At 41.5% G+C, this 22,741-nt stretch carries 25 protein-coding genes and 1 pseudogene; 24 read left to right on the top strand and 2 right to left on the bottom strand.

What is annotated here, in order from left to right; all coding sequences use genetic code 11:
* Window positions 1-52 precede the first annotated feature (52 nt).
* From B6F02_RS06425 to B6F02_RS06400, 6 genes and pseudogenes are all read left to right on the top strand, one after another.
* Entirely contained in the window at window positions 53-1,717 is a 1,665-nt protein-coding gene (locus B6F02_RS06425; RefSeq protein WP_080146539.1) for a glycoside hydrolase family 13 protein, read from the top strand.
* A 381-nt stretch (window positions 1,718-2,098) separates the two neighbouring features.
* Window positions 2,099-3,805, top strand: a complete 1,707-nt coding sequence (locus B6F02_RS06420) for an alpha-glucosidase (protein WP_080146538.1) — start codon at window positions 2,099-2,101, stop codon at window positions 3,803-3,805.
* 21 nt (window positions 3,806-3,826) lie between these two features.
* Window positions 3,827-6,031 carry a PTS transporter subunit IIBC gene (locus B6F02_RS06415; protein ID WP_080146537.1) on the top strand — a complete coding sequence of 735 codons (2,205 nt, stop codon included), beginning with the start codon at window positions 3,827-3,829 and terminating at the stop codon, window positions 6,029-6,031.
* 21 nt (window positions 6,032-6,052) lie between these two features.
* On the top strand, window positions 6,053-6,904 hold the full coding sequence (locus tag B6F02_RS06410; RefSeq protein ID WP_080146536.1) for an endonuclease/exonuclease/phosphatase family protein: 852 nt from the start codon (window positions 6,053-6,055) through the stop codon (window positions 6,902-6,904).
* A 128-nt stretch (window positions 6,905-7,032) separates the two neighbouring features.
* Window positions 7,033-7,587, top strand: coding sequence for an FGGY family carbohydrate kinase (locus B6F02_RS06405; RefSeq protein ID WP_080146535.1), 555 nt, complete (start codon window positions 7,033-7,035; stop codon window positions 7,585-7,587).
* Window positions 7,533-8,420 (top strand): annotated as a pseudogene (locus B6F02_RS06400) (transposase); the annotation flags it as partial. The gene B6F02_RS06405 and the pseudogene B6F02_RS06400, both read left to right, overlap by 55 nt.
* A 33-nt stretch (window positions 8,421-8,453) precedes the next feature.
* Here B6F02_RS06400 and rpmG read toward each other — a convergent pair.
* Window positions 8,454-8,603 carry a 50S ribosomal protein L33 gene (rpmG, locus tag B6F02_RS06395; RefSeq protein ID WP_080146533.1) on the bottom strand — a complete coding sequence of 50 codons (150 nt, stop codon included), beginning with the start codon at window positions 8,601-8,603 and terminating at the stop codon, window positions 8,454-8,456.
* Between the two features lie 254 nt (window positions 8,604-8,857).
* Here rpmG and B6F02_RS06390 point away from each other — a divergent pair, with 254 nt between their 5' ends.
* The 8 genes from B6F02_RS06390 (at window position 8,858) to B6F02_RS06355 (ending at window position 15,393) form a co-directional block, all read left to right on the top strand.
* Window positions 8,858-9,214, top strand: coding sequence for a helix-turn-helix domain-containing protein (locus B6F02_RS06390; protein WP_080146532.1), 357 nt, complete (start codon window positions 8,858-8,860; stop codon window positions 9,212-9,214).
* A gap of 42 nt (window positions 9,215-9,256) precedes the next feature.
* Window positions 9,257-9,796 carry a hypothetical protein gene (locus tag B6F02_RS06385; protein WP_080146531.1) on the top strand — a complete coding sequence of 180 codons (540 nt, stop codon included), beginning with the start codon at window positions 9,257-9,259 and terminating at the stop codon, window positions 9,794-9,796.
* Between the two features lie 146 nt (window positions 9,797-9,942).
* A complete protein-coding gene (locus tag B6F02_RS06380; RefSeq protein ID WP_080146530.1) occupies window positions 9,943-10,245 on the top strand; it encodes a hypothetical protein in 303 nt (100 codons plus the stop codon).
* A 141-nt stretch (window positions 10,246-10,386) separates the two neighbouring features.
* Window positions 10,387-11,088: a rhomboid family intramembrane serine protease gene (locus tag B6F02_RS06375; protein WP_080146529.1), complete on the top strand. Its 702-nt coding sequence runs from the start codon at window positions 10,387-10,389 to the stop codon at window positions 11,086-11,088.
* A 19-nt stretch (window positions 11,089-11,107) separates the two neighbouring features.
* Window positions 11,108-12,085 carry an ROK family glucokinase gene (locus B6F02_RS06370; RefSeq protein WP_080146528.1) on the top strand — a complete coding sequence of 326 codons (978 nt, stop codon included), beginning with the start codon at window positions 11,108-11,110 and terminating at the stop codon, window positions 12,083-12,085.
* Between the two features lie 67 nt (window positions 12,086-12,152).
* A complete protein-coding gene (locus tag B6F02_RS06365; RefSeq protein WP_080146527.1) occupies window positions 12,153-13,271 on the top strand; it encodes a YqgU-like beta propeller domain-containing protein in 1,119 nt (372 codons plus the stop codon).
* 65 nt (window positions 13,272-13,336) lie between these two features.
* Window positions 13,337-13,744, top strand: coding sequence for a rhodanese-like domain-containing protein (locus tag B6F02_RS06360; RefSeq protein ID WP_080146526.1), 408 nt, complete (start codon window positions 13,337-13,339; stop codon window positions 13,742-13,744).
* A gap of 170 nt (window positions 13,745-13,914) precedes the next feature.
* A complete protein-coding gene (locus tag B6F02_RS06355) occupies window positions 13,915-15,393 on the top strand; it encodes a DHA2 family efflux MFS transporter permease subunit (RefSeq protein WP_080146525.1) in 1,479 nt (492 codons plus the stop codon).
* Window positions 15,394-15,544: 151 nt separating this feature from the next.
* Here B6F02_RS06355 and B6F02_RS06350 read toward each other — a convergent pair whose 3' ends face one another.
* Entirely contained in the window at window positions 15,545-16,357 is an 813-nt protein-coding gene (locus B6F02_RS06350) for a pyruvate, water dikinase regulatory protein (RefSeq protein WP_080146524.1), read from the bottom strand.
* A gap of 133 nt (window positions 16,358-16,490) precedes the next feature.
* On the opposite strand from B6F02_RS06350, the gene B6F02_RS06345 reads away from it, so the two are divergent.
* The 10 genes from B6F02_RS06345 to B6F02_RS06300 all read left to right on the top strand — a co-directional run bounded on the left by B6F02_RS06345 (window position 16,491) and on the right by B6F02_RS06300 (window position 22,622).
* Window positions 16,491-16,916 (top strand): Fur family transcriptional regulator, encoded by a 426-nt coding sequence (locus B6F02_RS06345; protein ID WP_080146523.1) that lies wholly within the window; start codon window positions 16,491-16,493, stop codon window positions 16,914-16,916.
* Window positions 16,917-17,138: 222 nt separating this feature from the next.
* Complete coding sequence (rpsU, locus tag B6F02_RS06340; protein WP_080146522.1) at window positions 17,139-17,321, top strand: 30S ribosomal protein S21; 183 nt, start codon at window positions 17,139-17,141, stop codon at window positions 17,319-17,321.
* A gap of 67 nt (window positions 17,322-17,388) precedes the next feature.
* The gene (locus B6F02_RS06335) at window positions 17,389-17,829 is read left to right on the top strand and encodes a GatB/YqeY domain-containing protein (RefSeq protein ID WP_372924829.1); all 441 of its coding nucleotides are present in this window, start codon (window positions 17,389-17,391) and stop codon (window positions 17,827-17,829) included.
* Between the two features lie 217 nt (window positions 17,830-18,046).
* On the top strand, window positions 18,047-19,018 hold the full coding sequence (locus tag B6F02_RS06330; protein WP_080146520.1) for a PhoH family protein: 972 nt from the start codon (window positions 18,047-18,049) through the stop codon (window positions 19,016-19,018).
* Complete coding sequence (ybeY, locus tag B6F02_RS06325; protein WP_080146519.1) at window positions 19,018-19,491, top strand: rRNA maturation RNase YbeY; 474 nt, start codon at window positions 19,018-19,020, stop codon at window positions 19,489-19,491. Before B6F02_RS06330 ends, ybeY begins: the two co-directional genes overlap by 1 nt.
* Entirely contained in the window at window positions 19,475-19,870 is a 396-nt protein-coding gene (locus B6F02_RS06320) for a diacylglycerol kinase family protein (protein ID WP_080146518.1), read from the top strand. Before ybeY ends, B6F02_RS06320 begins: the two co-directional genes overlap by 17 nt.
* A gap of 15 nt (window positions 19,871-19,885) precedes the next feature.
* The gene (locus tag B6F02_RS06315; protein ID WP_080146517.1) at window positions 19,886-20,290 is read left to right on the top strand and encodes a cytidine deaminase; all 405 of its coding nucleotides are present in this window, start codon (window positions 19,886-19,888) and stop codon (window positions 20,288-20,290) included.
* Between the two features lies 1 nt (window position 20,291).
* Complete coding sequence (gene era / locus B6F02_RS06310; RefSeq protein ID WP_080146516.1) at window positions 20,292-21,200, top strand: GTPase Era; 909 nt, start codon at window positions 20,292-20,294, stop codon at window positions 21,198-21,200.
* Between the two features lie 106 nt (window positions 21,201-21,306).
* Window positions 21,307-22,083 carry a DNA repair protein RecO gene (gene recO, locus B6F02_RS06305; protein ID WP_080146515.1) on the top strand — a complete coding sequence of 259 codons (777 nt, stop codon included), beginning with the start codon at window positions 21,307-21,309 and terminating at the stop codon, window positions 22,081-22,083.
* A 50-nt stretch (window positions 22,084-22,133) separates the two neighbouring features.
* Window positions 22,134-22,622: a hypothetical protein gene (locus tag B6F02_RS06300; RefSeq protein WP_080146514.1), complete on the top strand. Its 489-nt coding sequence runs from the start codon at window positions 22,134-22,136 to the stop codon at window positions 22,620-22,622.
* Window positions 22,623-22,741: the final 119 nt, after the last annotated feature.

Raw genomic sequence — 22,741 nt, 5'->3', positions numbered from 1 at the left:
AGTTTGATTACACAGACAATAATATCGTCAACATCGGGGAGGAACTAGCAAAATAAAAAAACAGTGGTGGAAAGAAGCCGTTGCATATCAGATATACCCGCGCAGCTTTTATGATTCCAATGGGGACGGGATCGGTGACCTGCAGGGCATTATACAGAAACTTGATTATTTAAAAGACTTGGGCATCGACGTTATCTGGATCAACCCGATCTATCAGTCGCCCAATGATGATAATGGTTACGATATCAGTGATTTCTATGACATCATGGATGATTTCGGGACGATGGCTGATTTTGACGAGCTGCTTAAAGAAGTCCATGACCGCGGCATGAAGATCATCCTGGATCTGGTGATCAATCATACTTCAGATGAACACGAATGGTTCTTAGAATCCCGTTCGTCTAAAGACAATCATTATCGTGACTTTTATATTTGGCAGCCGGGCAAGCCGGATGGGTCGCCAGTCAACAACTGGGAATCCTTCTTCGGCGGCTCGGTCTGGGAATATGACGAGCAGACTGGTGAATACTACATGCATATCTTTTCGAAAAAACAACCGGATCTGAACTGGGAAAATCCTCGGGTGGGAAAACGACTCTATGAAATGACCAACTGGTGGCTCGAGAAAGGGATCGACGGCTTTAGGGTCGACGCTATTACCCATATCAAAAAGAAAAAAGGGTATCCTGATTTGCCGAATCCGAAAAATAGGACATTCGTCCCTTCAAATTCCGGGCATGCGAATCAGCCTGGTATCGATGCATTTCTGTCCGAATTTGTCGAACGGACGATCAAAAACTATGATGTCATGACAGTCGGAGAAGCCGGTGGGGCTAAGTTTGAAGAGGCGAGACACTGGATCGGAGAAGAAGACGGGTATTTTAACATGATCTTTCAATTTGATCATCTTGGACTTTGGAAAGCCAAAGACGGCGAGCTGAATATGGACGAGCTGAAGAAGGCCATGACGAAATGGCAGAAAGGTCTTGAGGGACAGGGCTGGAATGCGCTCTTTATCGAAAATCATGATCAGCCTAGAAGTGTTTCGACTTGGGGCGAAGATAATGCTTTTAGAAAAACGTCTGCAAAAGCCTTCGCGACCTTCTACTTCTTTATGCAGGGGACGCCCTTCATCTATCAGGGCCAGGAGATCGGCATGACGAATGTGCGCTTTGACTCGATTGAAACTTACAATGATACGGGTCTGATCAACTTGTACGAACATGAAACAAAGAACGGCATGTCTTATGAAGAAATGATGAGCTATATCTGGAAGAATGGGCGCGATAATGCACGAACACCCATGCAGTGGTCGAGCGCGCCCCAGGCTGGCTTCACGACCGGGACGCCCTGGTTTGGCGTGAACCCTAATTACCCGGATATCAACGTCGAAGAAGCGGTAAAAGATCCGGATTCGATACTGAATTACTACAAAAAAATGATCAAACTGAGAAAACATACGCCGGCCCTTATATACGGATCATATGAACTGATCGCTGAAGCTCACCCGCACGTTTTTGCGTATCTGAGACTATACAAGAATGTGCGTTATGCTGTCATCGTTAACCTATTCAATGCGGCCACAGAGATCAGGCTGAGTGATGATTTAGAGATTGAAGAGCTGCTTCTGTCTAATTATTCGTTGATCGATGAACTGAATCCCTCAATGCAGTTGGGACCTTATGAAGCGCGTGTGTACAGATTAGCGAACAGCTAGTTAAGCGGCCTTCGCTTTTATTCGTTCGATGCATAAAATCAGTTCACCGATATGGAAATGACAGAAGAAGGTTTTTACGAGCACCCTTGATTAAGTTGTGATAAAAGTAAAGAATAGTGATCAGTGTCTAGTACATGTAAGTTTCCTGCCAAAAGCGGGAGCCTTTTTTAGTTATGAAAATCAGCATTTTTCATCCCAAACGACTTCAAAGAGATATTCTGCCTTCATGTGTGCAGAATGATACCGATAACATTGGGATTATTATTGAATGATTCTATTCCAGACTATATGATAGGTGATGTTAAAAAAATACCGGATGTCTAGACAAGCTTAACCAACCAGAAAAATATTAACGTTTTCATAGGAGAGTGAAAAAGAGAAATGAAGAAACAATGGTGGAAGAAAGCTGTGGCGTATCAAATATACCCTCGCAGTTTTTATGATTCCAATGGAGACGGTGTCGGTGACCTTCGCGGGATCATCGAAAAGCTCGATTACATAAAGGACTTGGGTATCGAAGTGATCTGGGTCAGTCCGATCTATCAGTCGCCCAACGACGACAACGGTTATGACATCAGCGATTACCACGCGATCATGGATGAATTCGGCACGATGAATGATTTCAATGAGCTGCTCGAAGAAACACATAAACGCGGCATGAAGATCATCATGGACCTGGTCATCAATCATACGTCGGATGAACATGAATGGTTCGTTGAAGCGCGTTCGTCTAAAGACAGCCCTTACCGAGATTATTATATCTGGCACCCGGGCACACCTGACGGTTCCGATATCAATAACTGGGAATCGATCTTCGGCGGATCAGTCTGGGAGTATGACGAGCAGTCCAAGGAATACTATATGCATGTCTTTTCAAAAAAACAGCCGGACTTGAACTGGGAAAATGCAGAAGTCCGCGAAAAACTGTATATAATGGTCAACTGGTGGCTGGACAAGGGGATCGACGGCTTTCGTGTCGATGCGATCTCGCACATCAAGAAGAAAAACGGCTTCCCCAATATGCCCAACCCCTTGAACAAGAAGTATGTGCCCTCTTTTGACGGACATATGAACCAGTCGGGTATTGATCTGTTCCTGTCTGAATTCGCTGAACGAACGATCAGAAACTATGATGTGATGACGGTGGGCGAAGCAAATGGTGTAACGATCCAGGATGCGGACAGATGGGTCGGTGAAGAAAACGGTTACTTTAATATGATCTTCCAGTTCGAGCATTTGGGACTGTGGGGAGCTAACGGAGACGGTTTGAATATCCACGAACTCAAAGAAGTGATGACCCGCTGGCAGCGCGGTCTGGACGGACGCGGCTGGAATGCTTTGTTCATAGAAAATCACGATCTGGCCCGATCGGTATCGACCTGGGGAAATGACGGCGATCTGAGAAAGACATCGGCCAAAGCGCTGGCGACCTTCTACTTCTTCATGCAGGGTACACCCTTTATTTATCAGGGACAGGAGATCGGCATGACGAATGTCCAGTTCGATTCCATCGAGGACTATGATGATGTCGGTATGAAGAATATGTACGCGATCGAAACTGCAAATGGTTCAACGCATGACGAGATCATGGCTTACATTTGGAAAAATGGGCGCGATAATTCGCGCACACCAATGCAGTGGTCCAGCGAACCGGAAGCCGGCTTCACGACCGGGACACCGTGGCTGGGCGTGAATCCTAACTATCCGGACATCAATGTCGAACAGGCCTTGAATGATCCAGACTCGATCTACTACTACTATAAAAAAATGATCCAGATGCGACGGACCACGCCTGCCCTTATCTATGGTCACTATGAACTGATCGCCAAAGAGCATGATCACGTCTATGCCTATCTGAGATCATACGACAGTGTGGTTTATCTCGTACTTGTGAATCTCTTCAATGAATCGACAGAACTTGATCTGACTGAGGAATTGGAACTCGGCGAGATGAAACTGAGCAATTACAAAGTCAGAGACGAAGAGAATACAGTCATGTTTCTGCGTCCTTATGAAGCAAGGGTCTACAAAGTAGCTAAACAGAAAGTCTGGCACGATCCAAACTATTACCCGCTGGACGAACAATAACTATAGAATAGGAGAAGTATCATGAAAAAGATTATGAATTTTGAATTCTGGCAGAAATTCGGCAAGGCCTTGATGGGTGTTATCGCCGTCATGCCGGCAGCCGGACTGATGATCAGTATCGGCGGCTCCATCCCGCTTATCGATCCTGACCTTCAGGCGCTCGTTGCTGTCGGAAGTGTCATCGAAAACATCGGCTGGGCCATTATCGGTAACCTGCATATCCTCTTTGCTTTGGCAATTGGGGGAAGCTGGGCGAAAGACCGTGCCGGCGGGGCCTTCGCGGCCGGTATCAGTTTCATCCTGATCAACCGTATCACCGGAGCGATCTTCGGTGTGACGGGGGACATGCTGGCAGATGAATCAGCAGTCACGCAGACACTGTTTGGAACAGAGATCCCAGTAGACGGTTATTTTGTCAGTGTGCTTGAAGCACCGGCACTTAACATGGGTGTTTTCGTTGGTATCATCGCCGGTTTCATGGGAGCCATGGCTTTCAATAAGTACTACAACTTTAGAAAACTGCCGGATGCCTTATCATTCTTCAATGGTAAACGTTTCGTGCCTTTCGTCGTTATTCTCTGGTCGCTGATCGCCTCGCTTATTTTGGCAGTCGTCTGGCCAGTCATTCAAGGCGGGATCAACAGCTTCGGTGTCTGGATCGCTGAATCTCAGGATACGGCACCTGTTCTGGCGCCTTTCCTATTCGGAACATTGGAACGCCTGCTCCTGCCGTTTGGTCTCCACCACATGCTGACGATACCGATCAACTATACACCGCTTGGTGGAACGTATGAAGTCTTGAGCGGCGCACAGGAAGGCGCTTTGGTATTCGGACAGGATCCACTCTGGCTTGCATGGGCAAGAGACTTAGTCAACTTAGATCAAGCCGGCGACACCAGCACGTATCAGTATGCGATCGAAAACTTTGTTCCAGCACGGTTCAAAGTCGGGCAGATGATCGGGTCTTCAGGGACGTTGATGGGACTTGCTTATGCCATGTATAGAAATGTGGATGCCGACAAACGCAAGGCTTACAAATCCATGTATCTTTCAGCTGGGCTTGCTGTATTCCTTACGGGTGTAACGGAACCTCTGGAGTTCATGTTCATGTTTGCCGCGATGCCGCTTTATGGTGTGTATGCAGTCGTTCAAGGACTAGCCTTTGCCATGGCAGATATCATCCCTTTGCGTATCCACGCCTTCGGTAATATCGAACTGCTGACACGTACACCGCTGGCTCTTCGGGCCGGCCTTGGCTGGGACCTGTTCAACTTTATCTGGGTCACCATCCTGTTCGCCGTCGTTATGTATTTCATCACAGACTTTTTGATCAAGAAATTCAAGTACGCAACGCCTGGTCGTATGGGGAACTATGAAAGCAACGGGCAAGACGCCGGTTCTTCAAACGGCAAGGAAGTGGATGCTTCTCAGCAGGTCTATGACGTCATCCACCTGCTTGGCGGGAAAGAAAACATCTCAGACGTCGATGCCTGCATGACGCGACTGCGTGTGACGGTCAAAGATACCGATAAGGTCGGTCCTGAAGCCAGCTGGAAGAAAGCCGGCGCCATGGGACTGGTCCATAAAGATACAGGCGTTCAAGCTATCTACGGGCCAAAAGCCGATGTTTTGAAGTCAGATATCCTGGATGTCCTGGAATCAAATGCAGCCATTCCAGCTTCATCGATCAGTGAAGACCGTCCTGTCGATACGCAGGCTGAAACAAAAGAAACACCAGTCACTAATAAGACAGCAGAAAAAGAACCTGAATCAAAGGCGCAGAAGATTTACTCTGTCGCAAACGGTCACATCCTGCCGATAACAGAAGTCAATGACCAGGTCTTTTCTCAGAAAATGATGGGAGACGGCTTTGCGGTCGTTCCTTCCGATAATGACGTCGTATCACCGGTTTCCGGAACAGTAAGCAGCATCTTCCCGACCAAGCATGCCATCGGTCTGGAAACAGCTGAAGGTACAGAAGTCTTGGTCCACATGGGGATCGATACAGTCGAGCTGAAAGGCCAGGCCTTTGATGTGAAAGTTGAAGAAGATCAGACCGTAGAAGCCGGACAGCCACTGGCAACGATGTACCGCAGCAAGGTCGAAGAAGCAGACAAAGACACGTCGATCATGGTCGTATTTACGAACCTGAAAGAAACGCAGTCATTTGAACTGACAGCTGAAGGAAACGTTCAAGCAGCTGACCAGATCGGTCACGTCAATTAATTTAGTCAAGGAGAGTTTAAGATGAAGGTACTGACCCTGAATACACATGCCTGGATGGAAGCAGACCCGTACGATAAGATCGAAAAGATCGTCGACCGGATCGAAGCACAAGCCTACCGATTCGTCGCGCTGCAGGAAATCAATCAATCCATGGATAAAGCGAGTGTTGATGATCCCTTCTTCATCAAAGTGGGGGGCGATGATCCGATGGTTGACATCAAAGCCGACAACTTCGCCCTTCTTATCGTCAAAGAATTAAGGGCGAGGGGGCTTGAGTACTACTGGAGCTGGACAGCCAATCATATCGGGTACGATACCTATGATGAAGGCGTCGCTGTCCTCTCTCTCGTGCCTTTTGAAGCAGAAAGTCTTTTAGTGTCCGACTGCAAGGATTATACGCATCACTATACACGTCGGGTCCTTAAAGCTTCGGTCAAAGAGGCGTCTAAAAACTGGAACGTCTTGTCCTGTCACTATTCATGGTGGGAAGACGGAGAAGGGCGTCAATTATTTAAGCAGGAATGGGATAAAACGCTCAGCCTGCTTGAAAACGACGAGAAAACCTCCCTTTTAGTGATGGGCGACTTCAACAATGAAGCGTCGATAAAAGGAGAAGGGTATGCCTTCGTCAAAGAAACGGCACCGTACCTGGCAGATAGTTATCCTGCAGCAAAAGAAAAGATCGGTTGTTCCACGGTCTCAAGCGCCATCGACGGCTGGAGCGATCATCCGGATGAAAAGCGCATCGATTATATTTTTACTGACAAAAGACAAACGGTCGAGACATATCGTGTGGTTTTTGACGGTGAGAACGGGCCTTTGGTCAGTGATCATTTCGGTATCGAAGTAGAAATCACTGAAAGCGAAGAATAGAATAAAAACGAGAAAGCCTACAGCAACTTTGAGATGAAGTCCTGCAGGTTTTTTTGTCGCAATAAAATGGTCTGAGTCTAACTGGAGTGATATACTAGATGTAATAAACTGAAGCAGGAAGAAGGGAAATGTTGAGTACATATGCCATTGGCGTAGATATCGGGACCACGAGTACAAAAGCGGTCCTGTTTACAAAAGACGGAGAAAGTATATGCGAAACATCGGTTGACTATCCGATGTATCATCCCGAACCGCAGGCGTCTGAACAGGATCCGGATGAGATCTTTCAGGCCGTAATCACGTCGATTCAAAGCCTCCTTAAACAATCAGAAGCACGCAAAGAAGCGATCCAACTCATCTCATTTAGTGCGGCCATGCATAGTCTGATCCCCGTGGACGCTTTAGGGAGACCTTTGACGCCTTCGATCATCTGGGCCGATCAGCGCAGTGAAGCTTATGCCGCAAAACTTAAAGAAACGAACGGTCAGTCGATCTATGAAAAGACTGGGACACCGATCTATCCGATGTCGCCTCTTGCGAAGCTGATGTGGCTGAAAGATGACAAACCGGAACTATTCAAAAAGGCACACCGCTTTATCGGGATAAAAGAGTATGTTTTGTATCACCTGATGGACGAAACAGTTATTCCAAAACGGATAAAGACGCTACCTTCATGTGTATGAAAGAAGATCCCATGAAAAACCGTGAATTGAAGCCTGGCTATAATCTTCAAGTTGCTTCTAATAATCAATATGTCATTGACTACGATATCTTTTCAAATCCTAGGGATACGCGAACGCTACTTCCATTTTTATCAGTGATTTCTACACTGGACTTATTTAAATATATTGTCGCAGATGCTGGATATGGCAGTGAAGAAAACTATGAATCAATCATCGATGACTATGAAAAGATTCCTTTGATTCCTTACGGCATGTATAACGCAGAACAAAAGAAAAAATATAAACGGGATCCGAAACGCCGGGACAATTGGTCTTATGACGAAATAGAAGATGCTTATACCGATCTGGACGGTGTGCGGTTTAGTTTTACCCACTACAGCACACGTGTGGATGAGCACGGGTATACGCGTCAGTTTAAAGTGTACACAGCAGACAAAGAACAAATGGATGATGGGCTGAATGCACTAGCCAAAACCCCGAAGGAGAACCAAAGACAAACATCGGTGAATAACAATTGGGAATACTTTAAACATCAAGCGAAGGCACACCTGGAAAGCGATTATGGAAGACGGATCTATGCACAGCGAAAGATTGACGTAGAAACCGTTTTTGGTCGGATGAAAGGTGTCTTTGGCATGCGCCGCGTTCATGTCAGAGGAAATCAAGCCGTTCATAATGACATTGGCTTGATGCTTATGAGCATGAATTTAACGAAACTGATCCTCGAACTCCGAAGAAAAGGAGGACATACTTCTACATCTTCAGAAAAAAGACAAAAGAACAATGAAGACCATCTAAAACCGACGGTTTTCATTGTTCTTTTTGTTTATTAAGAGCTGGTTTTTTCCCAGCCCCTTTGTAAAAAATTATTTAGTTTCACGGTGTAAGGTGACTTTTTGTTCTCTAGGGCAATATTTTTTAACTTCTAAACGTTCAGCATTGTTACGTTTATTTTTTGAAGTTAGGTAGTTGCGTTCTTTACATTCCGTACATTCTAAAGTGACGTTTACTCTCATCATGGTCCCTCCCAATCTCTCTTGAATTAAAGACGACACCATAGTGTCTAGTCTTTTGCCTTGACTAGGATAACACGTTTTCGTAAAAAATGCTATCTTTTTCCAATTTTATCCAACAAAATCAAAATGACACATTTAGGGTCTGCTATTTTTCAATATGGTTACTTCTATTACGAAAACTAACCTCATCTTTCTGTTTATTCCTGGTTGTGGTAAGATTTACTAGGTTAATAATCAATAGGAGGAACAATAATATGGATTTATGGTTAATTGCAGCAATCCTTTTTGGAATTTCTGCGGTCTTAATGGCTTTTTCTTTTATGAAAAAAGAAGAACATGATGGTACTTATAAAGAATTGGAAGACGTTTCATTAAATTTAGTGCAAATGATATACGGCCTGAATAAAAGAATTCAATCACTGGAATCACAACTTGAAGTTCAAAATCCAGAGACGGCTTTTCCTGATCGAGTGACCAACATCACTCAAGGACATATTCTGACTTTATTCACACAAGGTTTGTCTGCTAAGGAAATTTCAGAGCATCTGCATATTTCTGAAGCATCTGTCCAACATACAATCGATACGTATATTTCAGAAGGGATTCATTAATAATGATCCAGCAAAATGATAGGATAAAGAGAGGAAAAAAAGATGTCGAAAAAGAATATTAGAATCTTGGCGATTGGCTTCTTTGTATCTGGGTTGATTCTTCTGATGTCCGCGATACTGATGCCAAACTCTCCAACTGCAAGTGGCCAAACAGAAAAGGTTAAAGATCTGGAATCAGACATTACTTACTTAGAAGAAAAAATTGCTCAGTTGGAATTAGAACAACCGGTCGCTGCAGAACAGCCTAGTGAAACAGAAGAAACCGCTGAAAGCGAAGAAAATTCAGAAAAAAACGAAACAGAAGAAGCTGCTGAAGAGGAATCTCAAGCAACTGAAGAAGATCAGACTGAAGAACAGGCAGATGAAGAAGCTGTCATTACCGCAACCATCACTATTAACGAAGGAGAACCAAGCAGTGTCGCTGCCGGTCAATTAGAAGCAAACAACATACTCGAAGACAGCATGGATTTTGACGATTTCTTAGAAGAAAATGATTATGCTCCTTATGTCCGTCCCGGAAACTATGACATTTCCAGCGATATGTCCTATGAGCAGATAGCTCAAACACTAATGGGGCATTAATTGCACTTTCTGAGAATCATCAAGCATATGCATTATATTTCTATTACTGTATCGAATACTATATGATGAACCTAGATACAATGATAGAAAGGGTGAATGGAATGAGCAAAATGTCAAAAGTGAGTATGACTAATGGAGAACTCTTTATGATCCAGTTGGAGCCAGAGGAAATTCATCAAATGCTAAAAGAATCAAGCGGAAGCTCGCAACATCCCTATTTTCATGAATTTCATCTTAAAACAGGTGAGAAAGTGTATTTGCAAGCCGCTCATGTAGTATCAATAGAGGGCACCCGAGAAACGACGAGTTTGACGGACTCCCTAGATGAAGAACACATCAGCGACAAAGGCATGGATACGGCGGAAGAAAATAAAGATCAGGAAAGAAAAGATAACAATCTAGATGCCGCAAAATCATTCAAAAAAGATTTGGACGGCAACATGGAATAAAAATTCATTTTAAAAATCCTCAAAGCGGTTTTAACGAACTGTTTTGGGGATTTTTTATTCGCCTTTCGGAATACCATATTTACGATTGTATAAAATATGGTATACTGAAGTTAAATTGTTGGTAAAGGAAGTATAAAAAGTATGTCTCCACAAATGAAAATGTCACTTAGAAGGTGGCAGAGAAAACCATATATTACTTATGCTTTACTGGGAATTACAGTCTTGATGTTTGGTTTGGAAACGCTTATGGGCGGCAGCACTAATCCCGTTGTTTTGTATGAATTAGGGGCAAAAATAAATCCTTTAATTGTTATGGGAGAATGGTGGAGACTCATCACACCTGTTTTCTTGCATATTGGGATAGAGCATATTCTGCTTAATGGAATCATTATCTATTTTTTAGGCATTCAGATTGAAAGCATAGTCGGTCACTGGCGGTATCTGCTGCTTTACTTACTGAGTGCAGTAGCCGGAAATGCAGCTAGCTTTGCATTTAACGATTCTCTATCTGCTGGTGCTAGTACTGCCCTATTCGGTTTGTTCGGTGCGACACTGGCATTGCCGAAGCTTTTTCCAAATAGTTATCAAATCAAAGATATGTCAAGAAGGTTCTTAGCTTTGATTGTGATCAATCTTATTTTTGGATTTTTTAGCAGCGGTATCGATATGGCTGGACATTTAGGAGGACTAGGCGGTGGGTATTTGCTTACTTACGCTATTTCCGCACCGAACGCTTGGATCAGCGGGAAAAAAGTACAGTTTAAATACGGGCTGATTTTCGGTGGCATATTGGTTTTACTATTTATTATAGGCTGGTGGAGAACAGGCGCTTTATACTACTAAAAAATAGCGGAGGGAAATTATGACAGAGAAAAAATTAATTGGTATCGACCTTGGCGGAACAACGGCAAAATTTGCTATTTTGAATCTTGAAGGACAGATTCAGACAAAGTGGAGTATCCAAACAGACGTTACAGAAGAAGGGACTAGAATTGTCCCTTCCATTATCGAGTCAATCAATCATCACTTAGACCTTTATAACATGAGTCAAGATGATTTTCTTGGGATCGGAATGGGCTCGCCTGGAAATGTCAATCATTCTGAAGGTACTGTTATCGGGGCTTACAACTTGAACTGGAGAACGACTCAATTCATAAAAAAAATGATTGAAGAGGGGACCGGTATTCCATTTTTCATCGATAATGATGCAAACGTTGCCGCGCTTGGAGAACAATGGGTTGGTGCAGGAAACAATGAACCGAACGTTGTCTTCATCACACTGGGAACTGGTGTAGGCGGTGGAATTATCTTGAATGGAGAACTGATTCGCGGTGCTTCCGGCGCAGCAGGAGAAATTGGGCATATCGTTGTAGAACCACACGGTTATCACTGTACTTGCGGAAATGATGGTTGTTTAGAAACTGTAGCCAGCGCAACAGGAGTTGTTCGGCTTGCTAGAGATATGTCAGAAAGCTTTTCTGGAGATTCATCATTGAAAGAAAGTATTGATAATGGAGAGTTTGTAGATGCAAAATCTGTATTTGATGCAGCCAGAGACGGCGATACATTTGCTTTAAGTATTGTAGATAAAGTATGTGATTACTTAGCATTAGCCTGCGGTAATGTAGCAAACATGCTGAATCCGTCAACGATCGTCATCGGCGGTGGTGTGTCTAGAGCAGGAGAATTCTTAGCAGAGAGAATTCGTAAAAACTTTGAGATGTACGCTTTTCCTCCAATTTATCGTTCAACGAAGATTAAAATTGCAGAATTAGGAAATGATGCAGGAGTAATCGGGGCAAGCTCACTGGTTTTGAATCAGACATTCTTGGAGTCTTAATACATGAAAAATCCCTCTTTTCTATGCTAGTATAAGATAAATCATACAATCGTAGAGGGTGGTCAGTTTGCATAATAGAAATAAGCTATGGGTCAATAGTCTGTTTCTTGTGCTGCTGAGCACCCTCTTTATGTCTGCCTGCAGTTTTTCTAGTCAACCAGAAAAACCCTCTGCACCGGATCAGGTTGAGGAACCTGAACAGCCGTTTACTCAAATTGATCAGTCAAAAGAAGTTCTTCAAAAAATTGTTGGCTGGATCGGAGAAGAAGAAGTTCTCGTTCACCTTGGCGATCAAGAAACGCAGCAGTTGGTCAGAATGAATATTCGCAGCGGTGAACGACATGAAATCTATTCTACAGACAACTTTATTCTTACAATTCAAATCAGCCCGCAGGCAGATAAGGTTTTCTTACAAGAAGGTTCCAACCAGACCATGGAAGCAGCAGTCATCGATCAAGAGGGAGAAGAAGTCAGAAGAACTCCGCTTGAATATTCTGGTTATATCAATGTGGATTGGAATCATGTGAATGAAGATCTGCTATTTTTATCGTATTTTAATATGGACTCGGAAACTGCTGTAGAGACTGCAGAGGTTAAGACATGGAATCTCCAAAGCAATGAAATCACTTCTGCTTCTGTTTCGGCGATTGAACCGAAATGGTATTCCTCTAACTTGTTTCTCTATATGAATGAGGAGGATAACGGATTTTATATTGGTGATATACGTTCAGAAGAATCGGAACAAAAGCTTAACCCTGAAACGCTGAATTTCTTTCTTCATCAAGATACAGTCATTACGCTCAGCGAATCAGACATTAACGACGATGAAGTTCATCTGATGAAAGAATATCCTTTTTTAGTTTCTCAAGGCGCGCTGACGATTCCTAAAGTGCAGATGGGTGATCGACTTCAGCTTCCTTATTTGTCACAAAGTCAAAGAGATGGAATGATCGTGGGCTCTATCCCTGATGAACCCGTTGACCTGAGTCAAAATCTTGGATCTTTCTCATTATATATCTTAAATTTTGCAGATAAATCAATGGAAAAGGTGATTGATTTACCGGAAAATGCACCTATTGCTTTATCTCCATCCGAGAGATATATCCTTTATGGATGGCAGTACGAGCAAGTCATTGATTTGAATGATCAATCAGAAATTCATACACTCGTTTCTGAATCAACTTAAATCAGTACTAGAAAAAAACGGTTTATTAAGGTAAACTGTATAAGTGATTAAGATAGAGAGGAAGTATGAATTTGGATGGATTTACTTTAATAACATTTATTTTATGGATTGCGATTATAGGATGGGCAATATGGGAACTTATTCAATACTTTAGAAGAAAGAATGCCGCTTCAGTGGTTTCTAAAGAAGAGTTCAAGCAGAATATGCGTCGTTCACAAATTGTTGATGTAAGAGGGAAAGACGAATTTGATGCTGGTCATATCTTGGGTGCCAGAAACATACCTTATCTGCAGATGAAACAGAGAGCCAACGAGCTTAGAAAAGATCAGCCTATATATTTATACGATGAAAAAAAAGCCTTAAGCGGAAGAGCAGCTATCGTCTTAAAAAAAGAAGGCTATAAAGATCTTTATATCTTAAAAGGCGGATACGCAGATTGGGATGGAAAAATCAAACGTAAAAAAATTGTTTAAAATATAACTGATAATTTTAAACAGTATTAAGCATTAACTATTGACGTCAAGAATGGCGTTCAATAGACTAATAGGATATAGTTATAAAGTTGTACTGGAAATCATTAAAAATGATTTCCTTTTTTATTGTATCTAGCCAATCCTAAAATAAAAGGAGTCGAATCTTCGGCGTGATTTTAACGCAAATACCTCAAAAAATTACGATTAAAGCAAAAGATCAACTAGACAAAAGAGATAGCGGCTCTATTCCATACTGGCAAACCTACGCTGTGCTGTTTGCCGGTGCCTTAATGGTCATTTTCAATCAGACCGCTATCAAAACAGCACTTCCTACTATGATCGAATCACTAAATGTTTCTCCATCCATTGGACAATGGACCATCTCGGGTTACACCTTAGTCAAAGGAATTATGGTTCCTATAACGGCCTTTGCAATGAATAAATTCCGTTCAAGGAACCTTTTTATCCTGATGATGATCTTATTTGGAACTGGATCATTAATCGCTGGTTCTGGTATTCACTTCGGATTTGTTATGACAGGAGCTTTGCTGCAGGGTGTAGGTGCAGGGATGATTATTCCTCTAATGCAAACGATCCTGCTCACCATCACTCCTGTTGAGAAAAGAGGAAGCGTATTAGGTCTAATGGGCATTGTTTTAGGAATCGGTCCCACAATCGGTCCGGTGCTTGGCGGTTTCGTGGTCGATGCTTTTTCATGGCATTTCATTTATTATTTTTTATTCATCGGATCAATGATCGTCATTCCATTTACCCATTTTATACTAGCAGATGTTCTGCCGCTGAAAGATCCCACCTTGGACTGGAAATCTATCCGCTATTCTTTAATAGGATTCGGGAGTTTATTGTACGGGTTATCTGTAGTAGGAACAGAAGGACTGGATTCGGTTGCCGCCTGGTTCATGTCACTGTTCGGATGTCTCTTTATCGTCTTGTTCATTCGGAGAAATCTGAAGTTAGAAGAGCCTATGCTGGATGTCAGTTTATTCCGAAATCGATTTTTTGCGATTGCTGTAATGATCAGCATGCTTGGATTGATGGTCAACAGCGGTATCACAAATATTATGCCAATGTACGTCCAGGGCGTTCTAGGACGTTCTGCAATGATTTCTGGATTGATCGTTATGCCAGGCGGATTGTTAAAAGCATTTCTTTCACCAGTATCTGGAAGGCTGTATGATCGAATCGGTATTGCCAAGCTGGGAGTCGTCGGAACTTTTATCATGTTTTTAGGTACGTTGTCATTACTGCTGGTTACGATGGACACACCAATCTGGACCATTATCGGAATGTATCTGCTTGTTACGCTGGGATTTGGACTGTTCAACATTGCTGTTACTACTGCTGGAATGAATGTTATCCCAGATGAGGAAATGAGTCATGCGACTCCAGCCCGCCAGACAGCTCGCCAAGTAGGTTCAAGCTTTGCGATCACCTTAGTATTTGCTGCTATGTCGGTCGTTTCGTCTTTCACTGCTTCGCCTCAGTCGTTTACTGCCGAAACAGAAGGGGTGCAAACGGCAATTTCGATCAGTGGAATCAGAGGAGGATTCTTTATGGTTGTCGTTTTAGCCTTTGCATCATTTATACTCAGCTTGATATTCAAGGAAAACCCACAATCTAAAGACTAAATATTAAAACAAGGCAGGGATAAAACTAGCTAAAAAGAAAACCCATCAAACCATGGATATTCAATCCTTGATTTGATGGATTTTCTGCTTGTGTATTTTTACGAAATAACGTTCCTTTGAAACTCATGTCCCAGCCTCGTTTAACAAGTGGTCAGATTTGAGCGGCAAATGAATTGACAATAATTGCTGCTGTTTCTTCAATTGATTTATTAGAGACATTGATGATCTGACAACCGAGCTTTTTATAAAGATCTTCTGCGTATTTGATTTCCTTTTGAATGCGCTCTTTGCTGGAGTAGGGGGTGTCAGGATTCATTCCGTAAGAAATCATTCGTTCTTTGCGAATGCTGGAAAGTTTACTTTCATCATTTGTCAATCCAACGATTTTCTTCGGATCGACTTGCCAGAGTTCTTTTGGAATTTCTGATTCGGGCATCAGCGGGAGGTTGGCTACCTTATAATTTTGATTAGCCAAGTAAATGCTGAGGGGAGTTTTAGAGGTCCTAGAGATCCCTAAAATCACGATATCCGCTTCTAAAAAGCCTTTAGGATCTTTACCATCATCATAAGTGACTGCAAATTCCATAGCACCGATTCTGTCAAAGTAGTCTTCATCTAGTTTATGCATGGCACCAGGCTTGAATTGTGGTTCAATATTAGTTCTTGCACGGATTTCTTTAATGATGGGATTCAATATATCAAAGCAAGTAAGTTCATGTTCAAAACAAAAGTCATGAATCGTACTGATCAGTTCTTTTTCAACAAAAGTGTGCAAAATGACGGCATTTGCTTCTTGGGCTTTTTTCAAAATACACATCAACTGGTCTTTTTCTCTGATAAACGAGAAAATCTTAAAATTACATTGCACGTCAGGAAACTGAGAAAGAGCTGCGTTAGTGATATTACTAGCTGTTCCCCCAACAGAATCTGATAATACGTAAATGGATAGTGAGTCATCAGTCAAAGCTGTTCATCCTTTCTATTTTATCTCATAAGTATACTAAAGGAAGCAATAGAAGGGAAGCAACAAGGACATCTTGATATTTCAAACCATCTCCGCTATTATATAATAAACTAATTTAAAGGAAGCGATCTGTTTGACTGCTTTTGAACAAGCTGTAATCACTTTAAAAAATAATGGATATAAAACAACTGGTAAACGTCAGAAAATATTAGAATTGTTATATAATCAAGATAAATATATGACAGCGAAAGAAGTACAAAACTCATTAAAACCCTTATTCCCTGGTATTAGTCCTGATACCATTTACAGAAATCTAAATACTTTTGTTGATCTTTCTGTTGTAGAAGAAACGGAACTCAATGGAGAAAAATTATTCCGATTCAGCTGCGAACTGCATGGACACCACCATCACCATTTCATCTGTACAGAATGTGGAAAAACGATTGGGTTAGAAGATTGTCCAATTGACATGTTTTCAAGTCAACTGCCTGGATGTCAAGTAACTGCCCATAGATTTGAATTGTTTGGCTTATGCGAAACTTGCTCTATAGCCAGCTGATCAATCTGTTTAAACGTTAAAATTTTTGAAATGTGCTTTTTTTTGCCATTTGCTGTTGACGTAAAAATAAGGATTGTATATAATGAGCAAGAACTGTTTTTTATACATTGGTTTTGTATATGAAATCAGTTACATCATTTATTGATAGGGAAGACCAATTGTGAGTAATCAACTGATGAAACAAATGGAACGCCCTGAACGTACGAGGGGAGGGGAAGAACGATGACTAAAACAGATGTCAAGAAAGGCGAGAATCTTGATGATGCTCTTCGTCGCTTCAAACGTTCCGTTTCTAAAACTGGCACTTTAAAAGAAGCCCGTAAACGTGAATACTATGAAAAGCCAAGTGTGAAACGTAAAAAGAAATCTGAGGAAGCAAGAAAACGCAAAACTCGTAAATTTTAATTTACAGTAATGTGGAATGCTTTCTGATTTTTACCACTTTTCTTTGAAGAAGGTGAACCATTTGACGATGTTAGAAGAATTAAATCAAGATATGAAGACAGCGATGAAAGCGAAAGATCGCGAAAATCTGACAACGATTCGTATGCTGAAATCTGCCCTGCAGCTTGAACAAATCAACAAAGGGGAAGAATTAACAGAAGATGAAGAGTTGACTGTATTATCTCGTGAGAAAAAGCAGCGAGTAGAGTCTCTGAACGAGTTTAAAGCAGCAGGTCGTGAAGACCTGGTAGAAAAACTTGAAAAAGAATTATCTATCGTTGATCGTTATCTTCCTGAACAATTATCTGAAGATGAAGTAACTCAAATTGTTCACGATGCGATTGAACAAACCGGTGCAGATTCTATGAAAGATATGGGAAAAGTCATGGGTGCTGTCTTGCCTAAAGTTAAAGGCAAAGCAGATGGCAGTCTTGTCAGTTCAATTGTAAAAAAAGAATTAAGTCAATAACCACTGTTTAGAGGGAGCTGAGACCATGTGTCTCACTGCCTCTTTTTTGTTCTGTTTTTGCTGCTGGTTGAACTGAAACATGGAAAACAGACCGTTTACACTGTGTTTAACTAGATAAACCCTATTATATTGCTTTAATTCGTAGAGATTAGCCAGTATTTATGCTATCATTTGAGAGAAGTATTCTATTTAACTATTCGAAGGAGTTGGCATTTGTTTGACTGACAATGCACAAAAAAAAGTTCACATCTTTGATGATTCAGAAAAAGCGATTGCGCTATTCGGTGCACAAAACAATCATCTTAAGTTGTTGGAGGAAGAACTATCTGTAGCCATCAACAACCGCGGCAGCCAAGTAGAGATTCTTGGAGACGCAGATGCTGTTGAAAAAACAGATGGGATTCTAGGTGAATTAGAGAACTTGATCGATCGTGGAAGCAGACTGAAGCGCTCTGATGTCCTCTCAGCTGTGAGAATGGCCCAACAAGGAAAACTCTCCCAGTTTATTAAAATGTATGAAGAAGAAATTGGTAAAGATAGAGATGGACGGCCGATCAGAATCAAGAATGTCGGACAAAGAAACTATGTCCACTCAGTAAAAAACAATGATATTGTATTAGGGATCGGTCCTGCTGGTACAGGAAAAACCTATGTTGCAGTGGCACTGGCAGTTGCAGCTATGCGCCGCGGAGAAGTCAAAAGAATTATTTTAACGCGTCCTGCAGTGGAAGCTGGAGAAAAGCTGGGTTTCTTGCCGGGTGATCTGAAAGAAAAGGTAGATCCTTATTTGAGACCTCTTTATGATGCGCTGTACAACATATTCGGAACTGAGCATACCAACCGTTTAATGGATAGAGAAATCATTGAAGTTGCACCATTGGCCTATATGCGCGGCAGAACACTGGATGATGCCTTTGTCATTTTAGATGAAGCACAGAATACAACCGTTCAGCAAATGAAAATGTTTTTGACTCGTCTCGGTTTTGGTTCGAAAATGATTATCAACGGAGACAAGACGCAAATAGATCTTCCTAATGGAACACGCAGCGGACTGATCCATGCTGAAAAGATTTTAAATGGTGTAACCGGCATAGGACATGTCCACTTTGAAGCGGAAGATGTCATTAGACACCCGCTCGTCTCTAAAGTCATCAAAGCTTATGAAAAAGAAACGGATTTGACTAAATAATGGATATAATACTTTATGATGAAACGAATCGATTGAGCCCGGCTTCTGAAAAACTCATTACAGATATTCTAGAATTTGCAGCTAAAAGATTAGATATCGAGTCAGACGCAGAACTATCTGTTACGGTAGTAGATAATGAAAGAATCCAAGCGATCAATAAAGAATACCGCGACAAGGACTACGCTACAGATGTGATTAGCTTTGCGATGGAAGACGACACAGATGTCGAGTGGATGATCCAGCTGGATGATGCATTAGATATGCCTCGTGTATTAGGTGATCTATTTGTTTCTATCGACAAAACAGAAGAACAGGCTGAAGAATACGGTCATTCATTCGAACGCGAATTAGGCTTTTTGATCGTCCATGGACTGCTTCATTTGAATGGCTATGATCATATGACCGAAGCCGAAGAAAAAGAAATGTTTACATTGCAAGAAGATATTTTGAAGGAGTATGGACTTGAACGATAAAAATCAGCTGCCGCAAAAGAATAGAACCTTTGGTGATTCTTTCCGATATGCGTTTGAAGGAATCAAAACAACCTTTCAAGAAGAGCGAAATATGCGTGTGCATGTATGTGCCGGCACATTTGCTTTACTGTTAGGTTTTTTCCTATCGCTATCACTCATAGAGTGGCTATTTATTGCGCTGTCTGTTTTTATGGTCATTGTTATGGAGATATTAAATACAGTTATTGAGAATTTAGTAGATCTTGTAACCACAGAGTTCCACCCGCTGGCAAAAAAAGTCAAAGACATGGCTGCTGCAGCTGTATTAAGTACGACGACATTTGCAGTTATTGTTGGAGCAATCATATTTCTTCCCAAGTTCTATCATCTGTTTTTTTAGAGAAAGGTTGACACGATGAACGATAAACAAACATCTGAATTAATCGAACAAGCAACAAATATGCTGGATAGAGCCTATGTTCCTTATTCCAAGTTTCCTGTTGGTGCTGCGCTGGCAACAAAAGAAGGGAAAATTTATTCTGGATGCAACATAGAGAATGCATCCTTCGGGTTAACAAATTGCGCTGAAAGAACAGCTATCTTCAAAGCTGTATCAGAAGGAGAATCTTCATTTGATTATCTTGTAGTTACCGGGGATACAGACGGACCCATTTCTCCATGCGGAGCTTGCAGACAAGTGATGGCTGAATTCTTTTCGCCGGGAATGAAAGTCTTGCTGACGAATAGAAAAGGCTTGAAAAAAGAAATAACAGTAGAGGAATTGCTTCCAGGAGCTTTCCAGTCAAAGGATATGGTATAAAATGGCAGAAGAACAAGCTTACAAATCTGGATTCGTTTCGTTGATCGGCAGACCGAATGTCGGGAAATCAACGTTACTAAACCGTGTGATCGGACAAAAAATCGCCATCATGAGTGATAAAGCACAAACAACGAGAAATAAAATTCAAGGAATCTATACGACAGAAGAAGAACAAATCATTTTTATCGATACACCTGGTATTCATAAACCTAAGCACCGTTTAGGCGACTTTATGGTTGAATCTGCGCTCAGTACATTCCATGAAGTAGATGTTGTTCTGTTCCTTGTCAATGTTGCTGAAAAACGCGGTCCTGGAGACAATTTCATTATTGAGAAGTTAAAAAATGTTTCTACTCCAGTATTTTTAGTCCTAAATAAGATCGATCAAGTTCATCCTGATGAATTGCTGCCGATCATAGAAGACTACAATGCTCAGTATGAGTTCGATGAAATCATTCCAATTTCGGCTACAGAAGGAAATAATGTAGACCGCTTATTAAGCACTGTGACATCTTATCTGGAAGAAGGACCGCAATACTATCCAGAAGATCAAGTTGCTGATCACCCAGAATACTTTATCGTTTCAGAATTGATTCGTGAAAAAGTACTGCAGTTAACTCGTGAAGAAGTTCCGCACTCAGTTGCAGTCGTTGTTGAACGTATGGTTCGAGATGAGTATGATAAAGTCAAAGTGGATGCTACAATTATCGTAGAACGCAAGAGTCAAAAGGGCATCATAATTGGTAAGGGCGGCAGTATGCTCAAGAAAATCGGTACGCTTGCGCGTAAAGATATCGAAGCTTTGCTGGGAGACAGAATTTTTCTAGAAACATGGGTCAAAGTTCAAGGAGACTGGCGAGACAAGCAAACGTATCTTCAGGATTACGGATACAATAATGAGGAATATTAACTTGTTTTGTTGTAACTTATTATTCAGTTTGTATCGTGACTGACTAAATAGCAAAAAGGACGTTTCGGTTTTTGAAGCGTCCTTTACCTTTATATGGAGGGATTTTATGGCTCATTTAGAGGAAGTTGAAGGCATTGTCTTATCTGTACGCAAACATCGGGAAAGAGATTATCTCGTTAAAATCTTCACTGACCGATATGGAAAGCTGATGTTTTTCGTCCGCGGTACCAAAAATCCCAATAATAAACTCAAACGTGCCATCCAGCCTTTTTCACACGGCACTTATATAGCTGATATTAGAGAACAGGGACTGAGTTTCCTGAGAGACGCAAAAGACATTGCACCGTATTCTCAAGTTCAGCTGGACATATTTAAAAATGCTTACGCCACCTATGCGTGCGGACTGGCAGATGCTGCTTTAGAAGACCGAATACCTGATTTCAGCTTATTTACTCAGCTAAAAGAAGGGTTGTCATTGATGGATGAGCGACAAGACCCGGAGATTATATTGAATATTTTCGAGATCCGATTCTTGCGGTATTTTGGAGTAATGCCTGAACTCAGAGGTTGTGTCATTTGCGGCAGAACCGAAGGGGCATTCGATTATTCCAGCAAGTATCATGGCTTATTATGTCCTAATCATTATTTTGAGGATGAAAGAAGATTTCACGCCAACCCTAAAGCCATTCATTTTATTCGTCTGTTTTCGGTACTTTCCTTTGACAAAATAGGAACGATCTCTGTTTCTGAAGAAACAAAAAAAGACATTCGAAAAGTAATTGATATGCTTTATGAAGAGTTAGTCGGCTTGAAACTGAAAAGCAAACGATTTATTGATCACATGCATGAGTGGGACGGTGTATTGAAGAGACCGGAAGAATAAGGTTAAGGTATTCTTCCGATCCGGTTACCGTCTAAAGGAGAGGAAAAGTTGTGGAAATATTTTTTGTACTCGTTTTTATTGCTGCTTTTACCTTAGCAATTTATAAAATGATCAATCAGATCAGTAAAATCATCATTCGGCAGCAGCTGACTGTAACGGAAAAATGTCTTCAACCTTTAATTGTTATCACTTTTTTAGGTATCGCCTGGTTAGGATCAGCATCTTTATTGGGATACATACTCTCTCTGATTGCTTCAGCAATGCTGATTTTGTCTTTATATAACAAGGGACTAACCAAGAATGGTATCATTCCTCATGTATCCGGCTCATCTATGAATGGATTGATCAGCCGAGAATTCAAATTTAAAGAAACGTCAGACTGGCTTATCATCGAAAAGAAAAAGAAAATCAAAGTTCGATTTACAAGTCAGCAGTATAAATCTGTCTATTATATTGATTTCTCTTTAGTTGAAAAAGAAGAAATTGTCCAATTTCTTGAACAGCATAATCAGATTGTTACCCTTGAAAAATCTTGGTGAAAATGAAACAGACAGATTGTTTTTCCGTAATAATAAAAGTTGTACTGCTGCTATTTGCAGTTTATAGATTACACACAATCTATCCGATTCGTAAAACTCTGATTCATATTAACACAGGG

This window comes from Marinilactibacillus piezotolerans (assembly GCF_900169305.1).
Lineage (GTDB): Bacteria > Bacillota > Bacilli > Lactobacillales > Carnobacteriaceae_A > Marinilactibacillus > Marinilactibacillus piezotolerans_A.
The sequence above is the reverse complement of the archived record's forward strand: the minus strand, read 5'-3'. Positions and strand labels throughout refer to the sequence as shown.